Here is a 19,878-nt window from a genome sequence, read left to right on the forward strand (position 1 = left end):
GGCTACGCCTGGCCGGCGCGTTCGGCCCGGATCCGCGTCACCACGTCGCCCGCCGCGGTCTTGATGGCCTCCAGCTCCTGCAGGTACGACCAGTAGTCCGGATTGGGGCCGACCAGGCGCCGCGGTGCCCGGTCCAGGCGATGGACGAGCGAGTCCAGGACACTGGCGTGATGCGGGGCGGCGCCCCCGGGCTGCGCCATGGCGAGCTTCTGCGCGTCCCGCACCGCGAACCGGACCGTTTCCGCGGGCTTGGCCGGGTCGGCCGCCGCCGCGTCCAGCTCCGCCACCCGCCCGGTGACCTGCCCGGCCCGGCGGTCGGCGGCGTTCAGCTCGGTGCGGGCCGCGGTCAGGGCCCGCTGCGCCTGCTTCCACTCGTTGCGCGCGACGTGCTGGGACGCCTCGTTCAACCGCTCCCGGGCCCGTTCCACGCCCGCCCCCACGGCCTCGGGCGCGCCCTTGAGGTCCTGCCAGCAGGCCTGCGAGTAGTTGCGCAGCAGGAGCTTCATCGCCTGCCGCACCGGCTCGATCCGTCCCGCGACCATGTCGGAGCGGGTCCGCACCGAGGCCAGCGAGTTGCGGACCTTCTCGCCCAGCCGGGGCAGCTCCTCGGCCGCCTCCAGCGCCCCCGCCGCGATCCTCCGGACCTCGTCGGCCTGGTCCATCGCCCCGGCCAGCCCGAGGCCGCCGAGCCCCTGCGAGCTCAGCACCGCCAGGGCCTGCTTGGCCCGGGCCAGCTCGGCCTCGGGATCGGAGGCGTCCATGCCCGCCGTGCGGGCGGCGGCGATCGCGGCGTCGGCGGCGGCCACCGCGTCGCGGGCGGCGGCCAGCCGCGGCGGGAGCCGGTCGAGCGCCGCCTCCAGCCGCGCCATCTGCGGGGCGAGCCGCTCGGCGAACCGGTTCAGGTCGGCGGTGATCTTCTTCAGCCGGTCGGTGGCCGCGACGAAGGCCCGCCGCGCGGCGTCGTAGTCGCCGGGGCCCCGCTCGCGGTCGTCGTCGAGCTCGTGGGCGTCCAGCACGGAGATGTAGGCCACGGCCGCGGCGTCCGCGCTGTCGCCCAGCCGGGTGAACTCCGCCCGCACCGGCGCCGCGGCCGCCGCGTCCAGATCGGCGAAGACCGTGACGCGGCCCTGCAGGTACTTCTGTGCCTGGTCCATGTCGTAGAAGGCGGTGGCCGCCGCCTCCCTGGCCTCGATCGCCGCCGCTGCCGCCTGCTCCTCCCGGCCGCCGCGGCGACGCTGGCCCCCTGCTCCCCGCAAGAGCCGCCTCCCTGTCTCTCCCTGTCCCCGGATCCGCTCCTAGTCTCGCGCAGGAGTGCCGTGCTGTTCACCGTCCGGTCAAGGTCATCGGCCGGATCGGTTGCGGTAAGGGGGTTCCGGCGGACTGGTAGGGAACGGATAGCATCGCTGCAACGTCGGGTATAGCGGGACGCGTGCGGCGTCACACGGGCCGTCCGGCGCTCCGGACGGCAGGGTAGCGATCTTGGAGGCACTGTGGGTGTCAGTCTCAGCAAGGGCGGCAACGTCTCCCTCACCAAGCAGGCCCCGGGACTGACCGCGGTGACCGTCGGTCTGGGCTGGGACCTGCGCACCACCACCGGCGCCGACTTCGACCTCGACGCCTCCGCGCTGGTGCTGGACGGATCGGGCAAGATCGTCTCCGACGGGCACTTCGTGTTCTTCAACAACCTGCGCACGCCCGACGGCGGCGTCGAGCACACCGGCGACAACAAGACCGGCGTGGGCGAGGGCGACGACGAGCAGATCAAGGTCAACTTCGGCGCGCTGCCGGACACCGCCGAGCGGGTCGCCTTCGCCGTGTCGATCTACGAGGCCGACACCCGCGGGCAGAACTTCGGCCAGGTCCGCAACGCCTTCATCCGCGTGGTCAACCAGGGCGACGGCGGCGAGATGGCCCGCTACGACCTGAGCGAGGACGCCTCGACCGAGACCGCGATGGTGTTCGGCGAGCTGTACCGCAACGGAGCCGAGTGGAAGTTCCGCGCGGTCGGGCAGGGCTACGCCTCCGGCCTGGCCGGCATCGCCACCGACTTCGGCGTCAACCTCTAGCCGTCCCCCGGCCGTCCCCGAAGGCCGGGCTCCAGCACAGGGAGCAGTCCGATCATGGGAGTATCGCTCGCCAAGGGCGGCAACGTCTCGCTCACCAAGGCCGTCCCCGACCTCACCGCCGTCGCCGTCGGCCTGGGCTGGGACGTGCGGGCCACCACCGGCGCCGACTTCGACCTCGACGCCTCGGCGCTGCTGCTGGACTCCGGCGGTAAGGTACTCTCCGACCAGCACTTCGTCTTCTTCAACAATCTCAGGAGCCCGGACGGGTCGGTCGAGCACACCGGCGACAACCTCACCGGGGAGGGCGAGGGCGACGACGAGGTCATCAACGTCGACCTCCGCGCGGTCCCGGCCGGCTGCGACCGCATCGTCTTCCCCGTCTCCATCTACGACGCCGACAGCCGCGCGCAGAACTTCGGCCAGGTCCGCAACGCGTTCATCCGGATCGTGAACCGGAGCGACGGCAACGAGCTGGCCAGGTTCGACCTCACCGAGGACGCCTCGACCGAGACCGCCATGGTCTTCGGCGAGCTCTACCGGCACAGCGGTGAGTGGAAGTTCCGCGCGGTGGGCCAGGGGTACGCCTCGGGCCTGGCCGGTATCGCCATGGACTTCGGCGTCAACGTCGGTTGATCGCCGCCAGCCCGCCTCGAACAGAAAAGTACGCATGATTCTTCGCACCTTCGGGTGGTCCTTCGGGGTCACCGCTCTCGGACTGGTCGCCGCGCTGCTCTACGGCGGCCCCGCCGGTCTCGCGCTGGTGGCGGTGCTGGCCATCCTCGAGATCTCGCTCTCGTTCGACAACGCCGTGGTGAACGCCAAGGTGCTCGACCGGATGAGCCCCTTCTGGCAGAAGATCTTCCTGACCATCGGCATCGCCATCGCCGTGTTCGGCATGCGGCTGGTGTTCCCGCTGGTGATCGTGGTGATCACCGCGGGTCTGGGGCCGATCGAGGCGTTCGACCTCGCGCTGAACGAGCCCGACAAGTACCACCATGCGATGGAGTCGGCGTACCCGACGATCGCCGCGTTCGGCGGCATGTTCCTGATGATGCTGTTCCTCGACTTCGTGTTCGAGGACCACGCGCACAAGTGGCTGCCGTGGCTGGAGCGGCCGCTGGCCAGCATCGGGAAGCTCGACCAGCTGTCGGTGGTCGTGGCCGGCGGCGCGCTGGCGCTGGTGGCGGGGCTCTGGGCGAAGGACCCGGGCGATGTGATGATCGCCGGGGTGCTCGGCATGGTGACCTACATCCTGGTCAACGGGCTGGGCGAGCTGTTCTCCGGGGCGGGCGGCATCGACCTCGACGACGACGGCGACGATGACGACGATGACGACGGCGCCGAGGGCGAGCGGGCCGCGGAGGCCGAGCGGCGCGGCGGGCCGAGCCAGCTCGCGCTGGCCACCGGCAAGGCCGGCTTCTTCCTGTTCCTCTACCTGGAGGTCCTGGACGCCTCGTTCTCCTTCGACGGCGTCATCGGCGCGTTCGCCATCAGCACCGACCCGATCGTGATCGCGCTGGGCCTGGGCATCGGCGCCATGTACATCCGGTCGCTCACGGTCTTCCTGGTGCGCAAGGGGACGCTGCACGAGTACGTCTACCTGGAGCACGGCGCCCACTGGGCGATCGGCGCCCTGGCGACGTGCATGCTGATCAGCATCGCCCACCACGTGCCGGAGTGGATCACCGGCGGGCTCGGCGCGGGCCTGATCATCGCGGCGTTCGTCAGCTCGGTCGTCCGCAACCGCAACGCCGGCGACGCCGAGGAGACCGCGTCCGGCGAGGACAAGCAGCTGCACTCTTCGCGGGTGTAGACCCTGGCACCCCGCGTGTCGTCGATCTCACCAAAGGAGCTGATGATGTCGATCTCGCTGCAGAAGGGGCAGAAGGTCTCGCTGGCCAAGCCGGGCGGCGGCGGTCTCACGCGGGTCAGGATGGGCCTGGGCTGGGACGCGGTGGCCAAGAAGGGGCGGTTCGGCCGTTCCAAGGCGCAGTCGATCGACCTCGACGCGTCCTGCCTGCTGTTCGACGCCAGCGGCAACCTCGCCGACTCGGTGTGGTTCCGCCAGCTGCGCAGCAAGGACGGTTCGGTGCTGCACACCGGCGACAACCTCACCGGGGAGGGCGAGGGCGACGACGAGGTCATCAACGTCGACCTGCCGTCGGTGCCGGGCAACATCGCGCAGCTGGTGTTCACCGTGAACTCCTTCACCGGCCAGGACTTCTCGCAGATCGCCAACGCGTTCTGCCGGCTGGTGGACGAGACGACCGGCCAGGAGATCGCCCGCTACGACCTGAGCGGGGCGGGCGAGCACAACGCGCAGATCATGGCGAAGGTGTCGCGGGACGGCCAGGGCTGGTCGATGACGGCGATCGGCGCGACCGCCAACGGGCGGACGTTCCAGCACCTCCTCCCGACGGTCTCCGCGCACCTGTGAGACCGCCTGTGAGACCCCTCCCGGCACCCTTGGGACCGGTCTCGGGACCGTTCCCGGGGCCGCCCGTGAGACCGTTCCCGGCACCCGTCCGGGGCGCGGGCGGATGAGAGCGGGAGGGCCCTGCGTGCATGCGGCACTTTGACCACATCGAGAGCCGGCGCCGCAAGCACCTCTTCCACCGGCACCCCCGCGCGTTCGACCGGCACGACGACCCGGCGGTGCTGGCCGTCGCGCTGGGCGCCACGCTGTACTCCCCGGCGGTCCGTCCCGCCCTGGCCGAGGACGTCGCCAAGGCCGCGCGGCGGGGCGTGACCAGCATGGTGCTGTGCCTGGAGGACTCGATCGCCGACGAGGACGTGCCGGCGGCGGAGGCCAACCTGGTGGCGCAGCTGTCCCGGGCGCACGCGGCGCACGCGGCGGGCACGGACGCGCCGCTGCTGTTCGTCCGGGTCCGCACGGCCGAGCAGATCGGCGATCTGGCGTGCCGGCTGGGGGAGGCGGCGGAGCTGGTCAGCGGGTTCGTGCTGCCCAAGTTCACCGCGGCGGGCGGGGACGCCTTCCTGGAGGCGGTGGCGGAGGCGCAGGCCCGCACCGGGCACCGGCTGCTGGCGATGCCGGTGATCGAGAGCCAGCAGGCGGTGTACCGGGAGACGCGCTCGGAGCTGCTGCAGGACGTGGCGCGGCTGCTGGCCAAGCACCGGGAGCGGGTGCTGGCGGTGCGGATCGGCGCGACCGACATGTCGGCCGCCTACGGGCTGCGCCGCCCGCCCGACCTGACGATCTACGAGATCGGCCCGGTGGCCGGGGTGATCTCCGACGTGGTGAACATCCTGGGCCGGGCCGACGGGACGGGCTTCGTGGTGACCGGGCCGGTCTGGGAGTACTTCTCGGCGGGGGAGCGGATGTTCAAGCCGCAGCTGCGGCAGTCGCCGTTCGACGCCCAGCAGGCCGCGCCGCTGCGGCAGCGGCTGATCACCTCGGACCTGGACGGGCTGATCCGCGAGGTGCACCTGGACAAGGCCAACGGCCTGATCGGCAAGACGGTCATCCATCCGAGCCATGTCGCGGCGGTGCACGCCCTGTCGGTGGTGACCCACGAGGAGTACTGCGACGCCTCCGACATCCTCGGGTGGAACGGGGGCGGGGCCATGGCGAGCGTGTACGCGAACAAGATGAACGAGGCCAAGCCGCACCGGGCGTGGGCGGAGCGGCTGATGCTGCGCGCCCAGGTGTTCGGGGTGGCGGCGGAGGGCGTCACGTTCGTGGAGCTTCTGGAAGCGGCGGGCGGCCAGTGACCCTGTCGGAGACACGGCCGGGCGGCGTGGGCGAGGGGCCCGGGGAGGGCGTGTGGCCGGGGGAGTGGGTGTCGGCCCGTCTCGGCGTGGCGCTCCACGACGGTGAACGCCCTGTCGGCGCGGGCCTGGCCGATCTCGTGGGCCTCGCCGTGCGCCGCAATCCGCGGCGTGCGCATCTGCTGGTGTCGGCCGTGCTCGGCAAGCACGTCCCCACTGACCCGCGCCTGGTGTACGGCTCGGGCCTGCTGCTGGGCGAGCTCGTCCGGCGGTGCCTGGGCGGGGCGGCGCCCAGCGACGCGGAGCATGAACACGCCGAGTACGGGGCGCTGCTGGGCGAGGCCCTGCGCGGCCGTCCGGGAGCGGCTGCCGATCTGTGCGACCTCCTGCGCGAACGGCGTGAGCCGGTGGACGCGGTGGTGCTCGGTTATGCGGAGACCGCCACGGCCCTGGGGCATTCGGTGGCGGACGCGCTCGGGGGCGCCTGCTACCTGCATTCCACGCGGCGTCCCGTGGCGGGCTTCGGCACCTACGGCGGCTTCGAGGAGGAGCACAGCCACGCCACCAGCCATCTCCTGCTCCCCGGCGATCCGGCCCTGTTCGACCGGGACGTGCCGCTGGTGCTGGTGGACGACGAGCTGTCCACCGGCCGCACAGTGATCAACACGATCGCGGCGCTGCACGCGGTGCGTCCCCGGGAGCGTTACGTGGTGGCCTCCCTCGTCGATCTGCGGGGGGACGGCGACCGCGCCGCCATCGAAGCGTTCGCGGCGAGGCTGGGGGCGCGCATCGATGTCGTGTCCCTGGCCATGGGCCGGGTGGCGCTGCCAGAGGACGTCCTGGACGCGGGCCAGGCGCTGGTCGCCGGCCTTGAGGACCGTTCGGGTCGTCCCCTTGCCGTGGAGGCGGGGCCGTTCGGGGTGGCGCGGGCCGACCTGGGCTGGCCGGAGGGGCTTCCCGATGGCGGACGGCACGGTTTCCTGCCCGAGCACCGTGAACGCCTGGACGAGGCCCTTGCGGCGATGGCGGGACGCGTCGCCGCCCACCTTCCAGAGCACGCGTCCCGGATCCTGGTGCTGGGCTTCGAGGAGCTGATGTACACGCCGCTGCGCCTGGCGGGAGCCCTCGCCGACGGCCTGCCCGGTGACGTGGACGTGCGCTACTCGACGACGACCCGTTCGCCCGTCCTCGCGGTGGACGATCCCGGCTACGCCATCCGCACGCGCCTGACCTTCCCCTCCCACGACGACCCGGCCGACGGCCCAGGGGAGCGGTACGCCTACAACGTGGCGCCCGGGGCCGACCCCTCCCGGGCGTTCGACGCCATCGTGCTCGTCATCGACGACACCGCCGACACGCCTGCCCTGGCCGAGGGCCTCCTCGCCCAGTTGCGGGGCCTCGCGCCCACCGTCCTCGCCACCGTCCCGTCCCACCGCAGGGCGGGCCCCGAACCCCTGTACGGGCCTGCCTTCGGCAGCTATCCGGCCGAGGACGTCGCATGGCTGCTGAAAGACCTGTCGGCGGTACGGCTGGAGGCGCCCACGGAGGAACGGGAGGCGGCCGTCCAGGCGGGGCGGGCCCACTACGCCGAGTCCCTGCCCGTCGAGTACCAGCCGAGCCCCGGCTACCAGGAGCTCTTCCACAAGGCGCTCGACGCCTCCGCCGAACGGCTCGCGTACGCGGCCGGCGTCATCACCGAGATGATCCTGGCCGCGCGCGGGCGGGACGCCGTGCCGGTCTCGCTGGCCCGCGCCGGCACCCCGGTCGGCATCCTCGTCCGGCGCTGGGCCCGGTTCGCCCACGGCCTCGACCTGCCGCACTACGCGATCAGCATCGTGCGCGGCCGCGGGATCGACGAGGTCGCGCTCGCCCACATCGCCGCCCGCCACGACCCGGCCCGGGTGATGTTCGTGGACGGCTGGACGGGCAAGGGCGCGATCACCCGGGAGCTGGCCGGCGCGCTCGACGGCCACGCCGCCGCGACCGGCCGGAGGTTCCCCGCCGACCTTGCGGTGCTGGCCGATCCTGGGCGGTGCACGCACCTCTTCGGCACCCGCGACGACTTCCTGATCCCGTCGGCCTGCCTGAACTCCACGGTGTCGGGCCTGGTCAGCCGGACCGTCCTGAACCGCGACCTGATCGGTCCGGGCGACTTCCACGGCGCCAAGTTCTACGCGGAGCTGGCCGCCGCCGACGTGTCCGCGGTCTTCCTGGACGCGGTGTGCGCCCGCTTCGAGGACGTCGCCGAACGGGTGGCCAAGGACCTGCCCGGCCTGCTCGCCGCCGACCGGGCGCCCGACTGGTCCGGGTGGGAGGCGGTGCGGCGGATCGCCGGGGCGTACGGCATCGACGATCTCAACCTCGTCAAGCCGGGCGTGGGGGAGACCACCCGCGTGCTGCTGCGGCGCGTCCCGTGGAAGGTGCTGGCCCGGGCCGGCGCCGGAGCCGAGCTGGCCCACATCCGGCTGCTGGCGGCCGAACGGGGCGTCCCGGTGGAGGAGGTCGACCCGGAGATGATCCCGTACGCCTGCGTCGGCCTGATCCACCCGCGTTTCGGGCAGGGGGCCGCGCAGTGAGAAGGAGAGGCGTGCTGTGAGCGTCGTGGTGTGTTCCGACCTTGATCGGACGATCATCTACTCCAATGCGTCGCTCGGCCTGGGGGCCCCGGACGCGATGCTGCCCCGGCTGCTCTGCGTCGAGCTGTACCAGGCCCAGCCCCTGTCCTTCATGACGGAGGCGGCGGCCCGTGCGCTGGAGGCCCTGGCGGACGCGGCGACGTTCGTCCCCACGACGACCCGCACGCCTGAGCAGTACGCCCGCGTCCATCTCCTGGACAAGCCCTCCGCCTACGCGATCTGCGCCAACGGCGGGCACATCCTCATGGACGGTGTGGACGACGCAGACTGGGCCCAGGGTGTCCGGGCACGGGCGGCCGAGACCGCCACCGCCCTGGCCGAGGTCGGCGAACACCTCGCGAGCATCAGCGGAGCGTTCGTTCTCAAGCGGCGCACCGCCTCGGACCTGTTCGCCTACGCCGTCGTCGACCGCGCTGCCCTTCCCCAGGGCTGGGTGGAGGATCTCACGGGATGGTGCGCCGAACGCGGCTGGCGCACCTCCGTCCAGGGCCGCAAGGTCTACTGCCTCCCCGAGGGCCTCACCAAGGCGGCGGCAGCGGCCGAGGTCGCCCGCCGCACCGGCGCCGGGACGATGCTCGCGGCCGGGGACTCCCTCCTCGACATCGAGCTCCTGGAGGCCGCGGACGCCTCCATCAGGCCCGCCCACGGCGAACTGCACGACACCGGCTGGACGTCCCCGTCCACCGCCGTCACCACCGCCCGCGGCATCGAGGCGGGGGAGGAGATCCTCGCCTGGCTGCTGGACCGTACGGCCGCCGCGGCGCCGCAGCGTTCGTTCACGGAACCGTCCCCGGAAAAGAAGACGAACACCTCCGGATCGGAGGTCGTCCACCCCGCCTTCTGAGGGAACAATCTCCTTAGCCATGGCGCGCCTCCCACCCCGCCCCCGCGCGCGGCGGGAGGGCCGCCAGGAGCCGATCGGGAGGTCCTCTGGCCCCATGACTGCCCGTCTGACCGGCGACGAGACCGCGCTGTGGGACGCCGCGGCCAGGGTTCTCGATGCCAACTGGACCGGCACCGCCACGGTCCCCTCACCGGGCCTCTACCCCCACCAGTGGAGCTGGGACTCGGCGTTCGTCACCATGGGCCTGGCCAGGCACCGCCGCGACCGCGCCGAACGCGAGCTGATCTCCCTCTTCCGGGGCCAGTGGGCCGACGGGCTCGTCCCGCACATCGTGTTCAACACCACGCTGGCGCGGCACGGCTACTTCCCCGGCCCCGACCTGTGGCGCACCGACCGGCACCCTGCCGCGCCCCACGCCGTCCACACCTCGGGCCTGACCCAGCCCCCGCTCCAGGCCCTGGCCGCCCTGCGCCTGCACGAGTGCGCCTCCCCCTCCGAGGCCGAACGCAGCCGGAACTTCCTGGCGCGCCTCTACCCGAAGCTGGTCGCCCAGCACCGCTACCTGGCCCAGTGCCGCGACATGGACTCCTCCGGCCTGGTCGCCATATGCCACCCCTGGGAGTCCGGCCTCGACAACAGCCCCGCCTGGGACCGCCCCCTCGGAGCCCTGGAACTGCCCCCGGCCGTGTACGCGCCCCAGCACAGGTCCAACAGCCTCCCCACCGGCGAGGACTACGACCGCTACGTGTGGCTCGTCACCCTCCTGCGTGAGGCCGACTACAGGGCCGACTACATGCGCGACGCCCACCCCTTCGCCGTAGAAGACCCCTTGGTCAACGCGACCTACCTCGCCTCGACCCACGCCCTCGCCGAACTCGCCGAGATACTCGGCCGCGACCCCGTCCCGCACCGCGAACGCGCCCAGCTCATCCACAAGGCGCTCCTGGACCGGCTGTGGGACTACGAGACCGGCTGCTTCCGGGCGCGCGACCTGCGCGACGACCGGCTCCTCCCGGTGCTCAGCGTCGCCGGGTTCGCGCCGTTCCTGGACCCCGAGCTGCCCGCCCCGATCCTGCACTCGCTGGCCGACCTGCTCCTGTCGGCCCGCTTCGCCGGCGCCGCCGGCTACCCCGTGCCGTCCTGCGACATCCAGGCGACCGCGTTCGACCGGGCCGGCTACTGGCGCGGCCCCACCTGGATCAACACCAACTGGCTGCTGTGGCACGGCGCCCGCGGCCACGGCCTGTCGGTGGTCGCGGACCTGCTGTACGGCTCCACGCTGCGGCTGGTCCGCCAGTCGGGGTTCCGGGAGTACTTCGACCCGTTCGACGGCACCGGCCGCGGCAGCCACGACTACAGCTGGACGGCCGCCCTCGTCCTGGACCTGCTGGGCGCCCGCCGGGCCCCGCGCGCCGCCTGATCGCCTAACGTGTGGGCATGCGCCTCTCCCGGCGGCCACCCGCCCCCGTACGCGACAAGCTCACCCTGGAACGGGGCGAGCGCACCCTGGCCACCGCGCCCACCCGCGGCGGCTCCTACGTCGTCGCCACCTCCACCGCCCTGCACGTTCCCACGGCCTCCGGCGGCTTCCTGCGCCTCCCCTGGGAGCGCGTCGACCGGGCCTCGTGGAAGGACGGCTGGCTGCACGTCCACGAGACCTCCGGCGGGCCGGAGCACCACGTCCGCCTGACCGATCCCGGCTCGGTCCCCGAGACGGTACGGGAGCGCGTCACCGCCACCGTCGTCGTCAGCCACAGCGCCCGGCTGCCCGGCGGCGGCACGGTCCGCATCGCCGGCCGCCGCCCCGCCGGCGGCGGCGAGGTGCGCTGGTCGTTCGTGTTCGAGGCGGGCATGGACGCCTCCGACCCGGGCCTGCGCGCCCAGGCCGAGCAGGTCCTGGAGGACCTGCGCCGCCAGACCGGGCTGTGACCCCGGCTAACTGAGCGGGGCAGAGGTGCCGGGCCGCGCCGCCTCCCGCTGAGGCCCGCCCGGCGTCTCGGCCGGCGTGTCCCGGTGCCGGCCGGGCATCCGCTGCCCGATCTGCTCGGGCACCCGCTCCTTGGCCGCCCCGGCGATCTCGCCGCCCTTGGTGCGCAGCTTCTCGGCGGCCTCCTGGACCTTGGGGTTCTCGTTGAACCGCCGCGATGCCTGCACGATCTGCTCGTACCGCTCACGCCCGGCCCTGGTCCCCAGGACGTAGCCGAGCGCGGCGCCTGCCATGAACGTCAGGCGGTACTTCATCCCAAACCCCCGGTGCTCTGTGGATTCGTGCCCCCTCACATACCCAGGAACGGGCGGGCCAGTCGCCCCGGATTTATGGGTGCGCGAACACCTCCCGGGATGCGCTAACCTAGACGCGCTGGCAGGGCCTCCGGGGCCCTGGCCCGCAGTCCCGATCCCGCGTAGCTCAATCGGCAGAGCAGCCGGCTGTTAACCGGCAGGTTATTGGTTCGAGTCCAATCGCGGGAGCACATTGTCACCTGCGCAGACGCAGGTCAGCCCCGTTCCGGAAGACCCGGAACGGGGCTTTGGTGTTGGGTGCGGGTGGTTCTTGGCTTTCTTCGAGTGTGAGGCTTTCGTAAGGTTAGCTTGCAGCGTACGCTGCGGGTCATGGTGGCGATCGCTGTTGACATCTGGACCGACCTCGTGTGCCCGTGGTGCTTCATCGGGAAGCGGAGGTTCGAGGCGGCACTGGGGGAGTTCGAGCACCGGGACGCCGTCGAGGTGCGCTGGCGGAGCTTCGAGCTCGACCCAGGCGCGCCCGCCGAGAGCACCCAGACCATTCCCGAGCGCATACGGGACCTGGGCATGTCCGAGGCGCAGGCCGACGAGCAGGCCGCCCGGGTGACCGCGCTGGCCGCCGAGGTGGGGCTGGCCTACCGGCTCGACCTGGCGCGGCCGGTGAACTCCTTCGACGCCCACCGCGTGATGCACCTCGCGGAGGACGAGGGCGTGGGCGAGGCCGTGCGGGAACGGCTGATGACCGCCTACACCGGCGAGGGCGCGGCGCTGGGCGACCACGAGACGCTGGTGGCGGAGGCGGCCAAGGCCGGGCTCGACGGCGGGACGACCCGGACGATGCTGAAGGGCGACGCCTACACCGCCGCGGTGCGTGCCGACGAGCAGCGGGCGGCCGCCGTGGGCGTGACCGCCGTCCCGTCCTTCGTCGGCGGGGGCAAGTACCTGGTCGCCGGGGCCCAGCCGGCCGAGGTGTTCGCGCTGCTGCTGCGCCGGGTCTGGGAGGAGGCCGCCACCTGACCGGCCGCGAGGCGCCGTCCCGCTACGTCTAGGACGGTCGCGGCCGGGAACGTAGGGCGCATGCCGTTGCTCGTGGGCACGTCCGGATGGCAGTACGCCGACTGGCGGGGAGTGCTGTACCCGGTCGGGCTGCCCCAGCGGCTGTGGCTCGAACGGTACGCCGAGTGCTTCCCCACCGTGGAGAACAACGGGGCCTTCTACCGGCTGCCGCGGCAGGAGACGTTCGAGTCCTGGCGGGACCGCACGCCCGAGGGCTTCGTCATGGCGGTCAAGGCGAGCCGGTTCCTGACCCACATCAAGCGGCTCAAGGACCCCGCCGAACCGGTGCGGAGGCTGATGGCAGTGGCGCGCGGCCTGGGCCGCAGGCTCGGGCCCGTCCTCCTGCAGCTGCCCCCGACGCTGCGCGCCGATCCCGCGCTGCTGGCGGAGTGCTTGGGACGGTTTCCCGCCGGGGTCAGGGTCGCGGTCGAACCCCGTCATGAGACCTGGTGGAGCGACGAGACCCGTGAGGTGCTGGAACGTCATGGGGCGGCGCTGTGCTGGGCGGATCGGCTCGGACGCCCCGTGACGCCCCTGTGGCGCACGGCGGACTGGGGGTACATGCGCTTCCACGAGGGCGCCGCCACGCCCTGGCCGAAGTACGGGGACCAGGCCCTGGCGTCATGGGCCCGCCGCATCACCGGGACGTGGGGGCCCCGGGAAGACGTCTACGCGTACTTCAACAACGACCCGGGAGGGGCCGCGGTCAGGGACGCGGTGCGTTTCGCCGCCGCCGCCGGAGCCGACCTCGCCCCTCAGGGCGCGGGCCTTCGGGTCTGAGGGCGTCCGGGCGGGGAGGGGCGCAGGCCGTCGAACACGATCTCCAGGGTCCGGTCTCGCACGCCCGGTTCCCAGGAGGTGTGCAGCGTGGCCTGGCAGACGCCGATGAGCAGGGCCATCGCCTCGGGGACGCGCACGTCCTCGCGCACCGTCCCGGCCCGCTGGGCGCCGGCGAGGAGGCCCTCGACGGCCTGCCGCAGCATGTGCAGGGGCTTGGCCACGGTGATGTCGATGCCCGCCTCGGCCAGCAGGTCCACCACCGTCTTCCGCTCGGCGGACTCCTCCACCATCCGGGTGAAGAAGGTGTAGAACGCGGTGGCGGGGTCGCCCTCGATCAGCAGCCGCTCGGTGTCCTCGGCCAGCCGGATCGCGACCTTCTCGATGATGGCCTGGAGCAGCGCCTCCTTGGTGGGGAAGTGCCGGAAGACGGTGCCGATGCCGACCCCGGCCGTCTGGGCGATCTCCTCGGTCGAGGCGGCCGGGCCCTTGGCGGCGAAGACCGCCTCGGCGGCCTCCAGGATGCGGCGGCGGTTGCGCTGCGCGTCGGCGCGCAGCGACCTGCCGGCGGATGCTTGGGGGCCGGCCGGCGCGCGCTTGTACGAGGGCATGGGGGCGGGTCTCCTGGTGGGCGTCCGATTGACATCCGGAGCCATGACTCCGTAATCTCGAATTAAAAGGTGAGTATAGACTCCGATTCTTGCGGGCGCCGGTAGGGGGCGAGGAGATGTTCGAGAGGTTCACCGACCGTGCGCGTCGGGTTGTCGTTCTGGCTCAGGAAGAGGCCAGGATGCTCAACCACAACTACATCGGTACCGAGCACATCCTCCTTGGGCTGATCCATGAGGGCGAGGGTGTGGCCGCCAAGGCCCTGGAGTCGCTGGGGATCAGTCTGGAGGCGGTGCGGCAGCAGGTCGAGGAGATCATCGGCCAGGGTCAGCAGGCGCCGTCGGGGCACATCCCGTTCACTCCGCGTGCCAAGAAGGTGCTGGAGCTGTCGCTGCGTGAGGCGTTGCAGCTGGGTCACAACTACATCGGGACCGAGCACATCCTTCTGGGTTTGATCCGTGAGGGTGAGGGTGTCGCGGCTCAGGTGCTGGTGAAGCTGGGTGCGGATCTGAACCGGGTGCGGCAGCAGGTGATCCAGTTGCTGCACGGGTACCAGCAGGGCAAGGAGCCGGCGGCCTCGGGTGGTCCGTCGGAGTCGGCGCCGTCGACGTCGTTGGTGTTGGACCAGTTCGGGCGGAATCTGACGCAGGCGGCGCGTGAGGGCAAGCTCGACCCGGTGATCGGCCGGGACAAGGAGATCGAGCGGGTCATGCAGGTGCTGTCCCGCCGTACCAAGAACAACCCGGTGCTGGTGGGCGAGCCCGGTGTCGGCAAGACGGCGGTGGTGGAGGGGCTGGCGCAGAAGATCGTCAAGGGTGAGGTGCCCGAGACGCTCAAGGACAAGCAGCTCTACACCCTGGACCTGGGCGCGCTGGTGGCCGGTTCGCGTTACCGCGGTGACTTCGAGGAGCGCCTGAAGAAGGTGCTCAAGGAGATCCGCACGCGGGGCGACATCATCCTGTTCATCGACGAGCTGCACACGCTGGTGGGCGCGGGGGCGGCCGAGGGCGCGATCGACGCGGCGTCGATCCTGAAGCCCCCGCTCGCGCGCGGCGAGCTGCAGACGGTCGGCGCGACGACGCTGGACGAGTACCGCAAGCACCTGGAGAAGGACGCGGCGCTGGAGCGCCGGTTCCAGCCGATCCAGGTGGCCGAGCCGACGCTGTCGCACACCATCGAGATCCTCAAGGGCCTGCGCGACCGCTACGAGGCCCACCACCGCGTGTCGATCACCGACGGCGCGCTGGTGGCGGCGGCGCAGCTGGCCGACCGCTACATCTCCGACCGGTTCCTGCCGGACAAGGCCATCGATCTGATCGACGAGGCCGGCTCGCGGATGCGGATCCGCCGGATGACCGCGCCGCCGGACCTGCGCGCGTTCGAGGACGAGATCGCCGGCGTCCGGCTGGAGAAGGAGTCGGCGATCGACGCGCAGGACTTCGAGAAGGCGGCCTCGCTCCGGGACGGCGAGAAGCAGCTGCTGGAGAAGCGGGCGCATCGGGAGAAGGAGTGGCGGGCCGGCGACATGGACGTCGTCGCCGAGGTCACCGAGGAACTGATCGCCGAGGTCCTCGCCACCGCCACCGGCATCCCGGTCTTCAAGCTCACCGAGGAGGAGTCCGCCCGCCTCCTGCGGATGGAGGACGAGCTGCACAAGCGCGTGATCGGCCAGCACGACGCGATCAAGGCGCTGTCGCAGTCGATCCGGCGTACGCGCGCTGGTCTGAAGGACCCCAAGCGCCCGGGTGGCTCGTTCATCTTCGCGGGGCCGTCGGGTGTCGGCAAGACCGAGCTGTCCAAGACCCTCGCCGAGTTCCTGTTCGGGGACGAGGACGCGCTGATCCAGCTGGACATGTCGGAGTTCATGGAGAAGCACACCGTCTCGCGGCTGTTCGGCTCCCCGCCCGGCTACGTCGGGTACGAGGAGGGCGGCCAGCTCACCGAGAAGGTGCGCCGCAAGCCGTTCTCGGTGGTGCTGTTCGACGAGATCGAGAAGGCGCACCAGGACATCTTCAACTCGCTGCTGCAGATCCTGGAGGACGGCCGGCTGACCGACGCCCAGGGCCGGGTGGTGGACTTCAAGAACACCGTCGTCATCATGACGACCAACCTCGGCACCCGTGACATCTCCAAGGGCCAGGGCGTCGGCTTCCAGCGGCAGAACGACGAGCAGGGCTCCTACGACCGGATGAAGGCGAAGGTCGGCGAGGAGCTCAAGCAGCACTTCCGTCCGGAGTTCCTCAACCGTGTGGACGACACGGTGGTGTTCCACCAGCTGACGCCGAAGGAGATCATCCAGATCGTGGATCTGATGATCGCCAAGGTGGACGAGCGGCTCAAGGACCGGGACATGGGGATCGAGCTGCGGCAGGAGGCCAAGGACCTGCTGGCCGAGCGCGGCTACGACCCGGTGCTGGGGGCCCGTCCGCTGCGCCGCACGATCCAGCGCGAGATCGAGGACAACCTGTCGGAGAAGATCCTCTACAACGAGGTCAAGGCCGGCCAGATCGTCATCGTGGGCACCGAGGGGACCGGCGAGGAGGCCACGTTCACCTTCAAGGGCGTCCCGAAGCCGTCCACCGTGCCCGACGTCCCGCCCACCGCGGGGATCACCTCGCCCTGACCGGGGCGGGCACCGGCCCCAGACCCTGTTGCTGACCCCGACCCCGCGGAGGGTGGACCGACCATGGCCGGGCACCGGGCGTTCTGGGTCGACGACCGCTACGACAGGGAGCGGGGCCGGGGCGGCGGCGCGGGCCGCTACGCCGGGCGGTTCTGGGACGAGATCGGGGAGTTCGACGGGGCCTGGGGCGACATCGCCCCGGTCACGTTCTGCTGCGCCGCCTGGCGGGTGGCCACCCCGCCGGTCACCGATCCCGGACTGGTGCGGTGGCACCGGCGGATCCTGTCGGCCAAGTGCGTCCGCAACACCTGGGACGGGTCGCTGACCGCGCGGGTGCGGCTGGTGGCGCCGCTGCCCGCGCCGCTGGCCGCCTCCCGCGAGTGGTGGCGCGACCGCGGCTGGCAGGGCTGGCCGGAGATCTTCGGGCAGTTCGTGAAGCCCGCCGAGCAGGACCTGGCCAAGGCCCCGCACCTGCGCGCGACCGTCCAGGTGGACGCCCCGGTGCCGCTCGACCGCCTGCCCGCGGCCCCCGGCGGCCCCGGCCCGGCGGCGGCCGAGACCGCCTACCGGGCCGTGGCGGTGATCGTCGCGGAGCTGGACGAGCTGATCGCGCCGATCGTCGCGCGGCTGGAGAGCGCGCCGTCCTGAGCCCGCGGCGACGCCCGGCATGCGGCGCGGTGCACGCGTGCGCCGGCCGCGCCCGCCTCGCCGCCGGCCGCCCGCTCGCCCGTTGAACGACGCGCGCGGGTCGCTGGGCGCAGCACGGCGGCGCAAGGGGTGACGCGCCGCCCCTCCGTGCGCGTAGATGGCGGGAGACCACGAAGTCGGCGGGAAACCGTGCCACCCCCGAGAAAGGGATCCCGACATGACCGACCTGCTCACCTTTCGACTACCGGAGCGCGTGCTCGGCACTCCGTCCGACCGTGAGCTGGGACGCGACATGATCGCCGCCTGGCGGGCGGACGGCGTGGTCCGGGTCGCCACCTGCCCCGTCATGGCGCAGCGGGCCGTCACCGCGACGGCGGCAGGCCGCCGCTTCTTCTCGCTGCCGCTGGAGTACAAGGCGCGGCACGTCACCGACCTGTCCTACAGCGGCTACATCGCGCCGGGGGAGGACGGCGCCGCGGGCCCCGCGGACCGCTCGGAGATCTTCACCGTGTGCCGGGACGTCCCGGCGGGCGACGCCCGGGTGCGGGAGGGCTGGCCCTGCCACGGGCCCGTGCCCTGGCCCGACCTCGAATACCGGCTGGCCATGCGCGGCTTCATGGACGTGGCCGGGGCCATCGGCGAGCAACTGCTGCGGCTGGCCGCGCTCGGGCTCGGGCTGCCCGCCATCGACGAGCTGACCCGGCTCACCCGTGACGGCTGGCATCACATGCGGATGCTGCGCTTCCCCGCCCGCTCCGAGCGCACCGAGCGCGCCGGGACCCCGGCGCGCGCCGGGGGCGACATCGGCGCGCACACCGACCACGGCCTGCTGGTCATCGCGGCCCAGGACGAGGCGGGCGGCCTCTACATCCGGCCGCCCGCGCCGGGCGAGGAGCGGCTCCGCAGCTGGCTGGAGACTGAGAGCACCGCGGGCCGGGGCCGGTGCGGGGGCGAGGCGCCGTGGACCTTCGTACGGCCCGTCCCCAACGTCCTCACGGTCTTCCCAGGGGACATCATGCAGTTCCTGACCGGCGGGCGGCTGATGTCGACCCCGCACAGGATCGCCCTCGGCGACCGCGAGCACTACGCGCTGGCCTACTTCCACGAGCCGGGCTTCGAGACCACCGTGCGGGCCCCGGACGACCTCGCCGGCGGCAGCATCCACTACGGCACGCACTTCACCAACAGGTTCATGCGCTGCTATCCCGACCACGCCGCGACCCTCCGCATCCTTCAGGAGGGCCGCCTCGCCACGCTGGAACGGCTGCGCGCCGCCATGACTCCGCCGTCGTGACCTGCCGCCGCGGCCCCGGGGCGGCGTAGCCTCTTGCGGCATGGACGTCGTCCTCGCCGTTGTCGCGACCCTCGTCGTCACCTGGGTCCCGGTGATCCTGTGGTGGCGGCGTCGCGGGCGCGGCGGCGATCTGGGCGGACCCGTCCGGCGGGCCACGTTCGAGACGCTGCACACCGCCTCGCGCGCCGCCCCCGCGCTGCGCGCCGGGCTCACCGAGCAGGGCGCGCAGAAGGCGGCCCGGCACCTGCGCGCGCTGCTGGGCTCGGCCGCGCTCGCGATCACCGACGGCGGGCGGCTGCTGGCCTGGGACGGCGCGCACGAGCACCATGCCGGAGAGGTCCCCGGGCACGCCGAGGTGACCCTCGGCAACGGCCGCACCCAGGTGCACGACGTGGGCTGCGACCGGCTCGACTGCCCGATCCGGCGGGTCGTGGTGGTCCCGCTGACCACCGACGACCGGGTGGTCGGCACCCTGGCCGCCTACGGCGAGGAGGTGCCCGCCGGGCTGATCCGCGCCGCCGAGGAGGTCGCCCAGTGGGTGGACGCCCAGCTGGAGCTGGCCGACCTCGACCGGTCCCGGACGCTGCTGATGGAGGCCGAGGTGCGGGCGCTGCGCGCGCAGATCTCGCCGCACTTCATCTACAACTCGCTGACGACCATCGCCTCGTTCGTGCGCAGCGACCCGGAGCAGGCCCGGGAGCTGCTGCTGGAGTTCGCAGGGTTCACCCGCTACTCGTTCCGGCGGCACGGCGACTTCACCACCCTGGCCGAGGAACTGCGGTCCGTCGACCGCTACCTGCTGCTGCAGCGCGCCCGCTTCGGCGAGGACCGGCTGCGGGTCACGCTGCGGATCGCGCCCGAGGTGCTGCCGGTCGCCGTCCCGTTCCTGTGCCTGCAGCCGCTGGTGGAGAATGCCGTCCGGCACGGGCTGCAGGACCGCGCCGCGCCCGGCCTCATCACGATCGTGGCCGAGGACGCCGGATCCGACTGCGTGATCAGCGTGGAGGACGACGGGATCGGGATGGACCCCGAGGGCGTGCGGCGCCTGCTGGCGGGCGAGGACCGCGCCGCCGCCGGGCACCCCGCCGAGGGCGGTCCCGCGGCGGGAGGCGACGGCGAGGCGGCCGGGATCGGGCTGGCGAACGTGGACGACCGGCTGCGCCAGGTGTACGGCGACGAGTACGGCCTGGCCGTCGAGACCGGCCCGGGCGCGGGCACGAAGGTGACCCTGCGCGTACCCAAGTACCGGCCGGGCGTCACCGCCTCATGACGTTCCCGTGGCCATACGAACCGGGAGCGGGGCTCCGGCCGCTTGACTCGCGGGCGGCCATTGAATGAAATGTGGCATGCGGCAC

18 protein-coding genes and 1 tRNA gene are annotated in these 19,878 nt (G+C 72.4%); 16 read left to right on the plus strand and 3 right to left on the minus strand.

Features of this window, described 5'->3' with window-relative positions:
- Positions 1-2 precede the first annotated feature (2 nt).
- Entirely contained in the window at positions 3-1,256 is a 1,254-nt protein-coding gene (locus ACZ466_RS35210) for a molecular chaperone DnaJ (RefSeq protein ID WP_378285835.1), read from the minus strand.
- 234 nt (positions 1,257-1,490) lie between these two features.
- Between ACZ466_RS35210 and ACZ466_RS35215 the strand changes: the two genes are divergently transcribed.
- From ACZ466_RS35215 to ACZ466_RS35255, 9 genes are all read left to right on the plus strand, one after another.
- Positions 1,491-2,066, plus strand: coding sequence for a TerD family protein (locus ACZ466_RS35215; protein ID WP_378285836.1), 576 nt, complete (start codon positions 1,491-1,493; stop codon positions 2,064-2,066).
- A 54-nt stretch (positions 2,067-2,120) separates the two neighbouring features.
- Positions 2,121-2,699 (plus strand): TerD family protein, encoded by a 579-nt coding sequence (locus ACZ466_RS35220; RefSeq protein WP_378285837.1) that lies wholly within the window; start codon positions 2,121-2,123, stop codon positions 2,697-2,699.
- 34 nt (positions 2,700-2,733) lie between these two features.
- The gene (locus tag ACZ466_RS35225; protein WP_378285838.1) at positions 2,734-3,879 is read left to right on the plus strand and encodes a DUF475 domain-containing protein; all 1,146 of its coding nucleotides are present in this window, start codon (positions 2,734-2,736) and stop codon (positions 3,877-3,879) included.
- Between the two features lie 45 nt (positions 3,880-3,924).
- Positions 3,925-4,503 carry a TerD family protein gene (locus ACZ466_RS35230; protein ID WP_378285839.1) on the plus strand — a complete coding sequence of 193 codons (579 nt, stop codon included), beginning with the start codon at positions 3,925-3,927 and terminating at the stop codon, positions 4,501-4,503.
- A gap of 128 nt (positions 4,504-4,631) precedes the next feature.
- Complete coding sequence (locus ACZ466_RS35235; protein WP_378285840.1) at positions 4,632-5,798, plus strand: HpcH/HpaI aldolase/citrate lyase family protein; 1,167 nt, start codon at positions 4,632-4,634, stop codon at positions 5,796-5,798.
- Entirely contained in the window at positions 5,795-8,371 is a 2,577-nt protein-coding gene (locus ACZ466_RS35240; protein ID WP_378285841.1) for a phosphoribosyltransferase, read from the plus strand. The genes ACZ466_RS35235 and ACZ466_RS35240 overlap by 4 nt, the downstream gene beginning before the upstream one ends.
- 16 nt (positions 8,372-8,387) lie before the next feature.
- A complete protein-coding gene (locus ACZ466_RS35245) occupies positions 8,388-9,275 on the plus strand; it encodes an HAD family hydrolase (protein ID WP_378285842.1) in 888 nt (295 codons plus the stop codon).
- Between the two features lie 94 nt (positions 9,276-9,369).
- Entirely contained in the window at positions 9,370-10,695 is a 1,326-nt protein-coding gene (locus ACZ466_RS35250) for an MGH1-like glycoside hydrolase domain-containing protein (protein ID WP_378285843.1), read from the plus strand.
- A gap of 17 nt (positions 10,696-10,712) precedes the next feature.
- A complete protein-coding gene (locus ACZ466_RS35255) occupies positions 10,713-11,204 on the plus strand; it encodes a hypothetical protein (RefSeq protein WP_378285844.1) in 492 nt (163 codons plus the stop codon).
- Positions 11,205-11,210: 6 nt separating this feature from the next.
- On the opposite strand, the gene ACZ466_RS35260 is transcribed toward ACZ466_RS35255, so the two are convergent.
- Positions 11,211-11,516 carry a YtxH domain-containing protein gene (locus tag ACZ466_RS35260; protein ID WP_378285845.1) on the minus strand — a complete coding sequence of 102 codons (306 nt, stop codon included), beginning with the start codon at positions 11,514-11,516 and terminating at the stop codon, positions 11,211-11,213.
- 155 nt (positions 11,517-11,671) lie between these two features.
- Between ACZ466_RS35260 and ACZ466_RS35265 the strand changes: the two genes are divergently transcribed.
- The 3 genes from ACZ466_RS35265 (at position 11,672) to ACZ466_RS35275 (ending at position 13,352) form a co-directional block, all read left to right on the plus strand.
- Positions 11,672-11,744 (plus strand) — tRNA-Asn (locus ACZ466_RS35265).
- Positions 11,745-11,885: 141 nt separating this feature from the next.
- Positions 11,886-12,533: a DsbA family oxidoreductase gene (locus ACZ466_RS35270; protein ID WP_378285846.1), complete on the plus strand. Its 648-nt coding sequence runs from the start codon at positions 11,886-11,888 to the stop codon at positions 12,531-12,533.
- A gap of 60 nt (positions 12,534-12,593) precedes the next feature.
- A complete protein-coding gene (locus ACZ466_RS35275; protein ID WP_378285847.1) occupies positions 12,594-13,352 on the plus strand; it encodes a DUF72 domain-containing protein in 759 nt (252 codons plus the stop codon).
- Here the strand turns inward: ACZ466_RS35275 and ACZ466_RS35280 are convergent.
- Positions 13,328-13,960 carry a TetR/AcrR family transcriptional regulator gene (locus ACZ466_RS35280; protein ID WP_378285848.1) on the minus strand — a complete coding sequence of 211 codons (633 nt, stop codon included), beginning with the start codon at positions 13,958-13,960 and terminating at the stop codon, positions 13,328-13,330. The two genes, ACZ466_RS35275 and ACZ466_RS35280, sit on opposite strands and share 25 nt — an antisense overlap.
- A gap of 116 nt (positions 13,961-14,076) precedes the next feature.
- Here ACZ466_RS35280 and ACZ466_RS35285 point away from each other — a divergent pair, with 116 nt between their 5' ends.
- From ACZ466_RS35285 to ACZ466_RS35300, 4 genes are all read left to right on the plus strand, one after another.
- Positions 14,077-16,581 (plus strand): ATP-dependent Clp protease ATP-binding subunit, encoded by a 2,505-nt coding sequence (locus ACZ466_RS35285; RefSeq protein ID WP_464044035.1) that lies wholly within the window; start codon positions 14,077-14,079, stop codon positions 16,579-16,581.
- A gap of 63 nt (positions 16,582-16,644) precedes the next feature.
- Complete coding sequence (locus tag ACZ466_RS35290; RefSeq protein WP_378290947.1) at positions 16,645-17,229, plus strand: hypothetical protein; 585 nt, start codon at positions 16,645-16,647, stop codon at positions 17,227-17,229.
- Between the two features lie 217 nt (positions 17,230-17,446).
- Positions 17,447-18,523 carry a 2OG-Fe(II) oxygenase family protein gene (locus tag ACZ466_RS35295; protein ID WP_378290949.1) on the plus strand — a complete coding sequence of 359 codons (1,077 nt, stop codon included), beginning with the start codon at positions 17,447-17,449 and terminating at the stop codon, positions 18,521-18,523.
- Between the two features lie 40 nt (positions 18,524-18,563).
- Positions 18,564-19,793 (plus strand): sensor histidine kinase, encoded by a 1,230-nt coding sequence (locus ACZ466_RS35300; protein ID WP_378290952.1) that lies wholly within the window; start codon positions 18,564-18,566, stop codon positions 19,791-19,793.
- The last annotated feature ends 85 nt before the right edge of the window (positions 19,794-19,878 follow it).

The organism is Actinomadura rugatobispora (genome assembly GCF_055379765.1).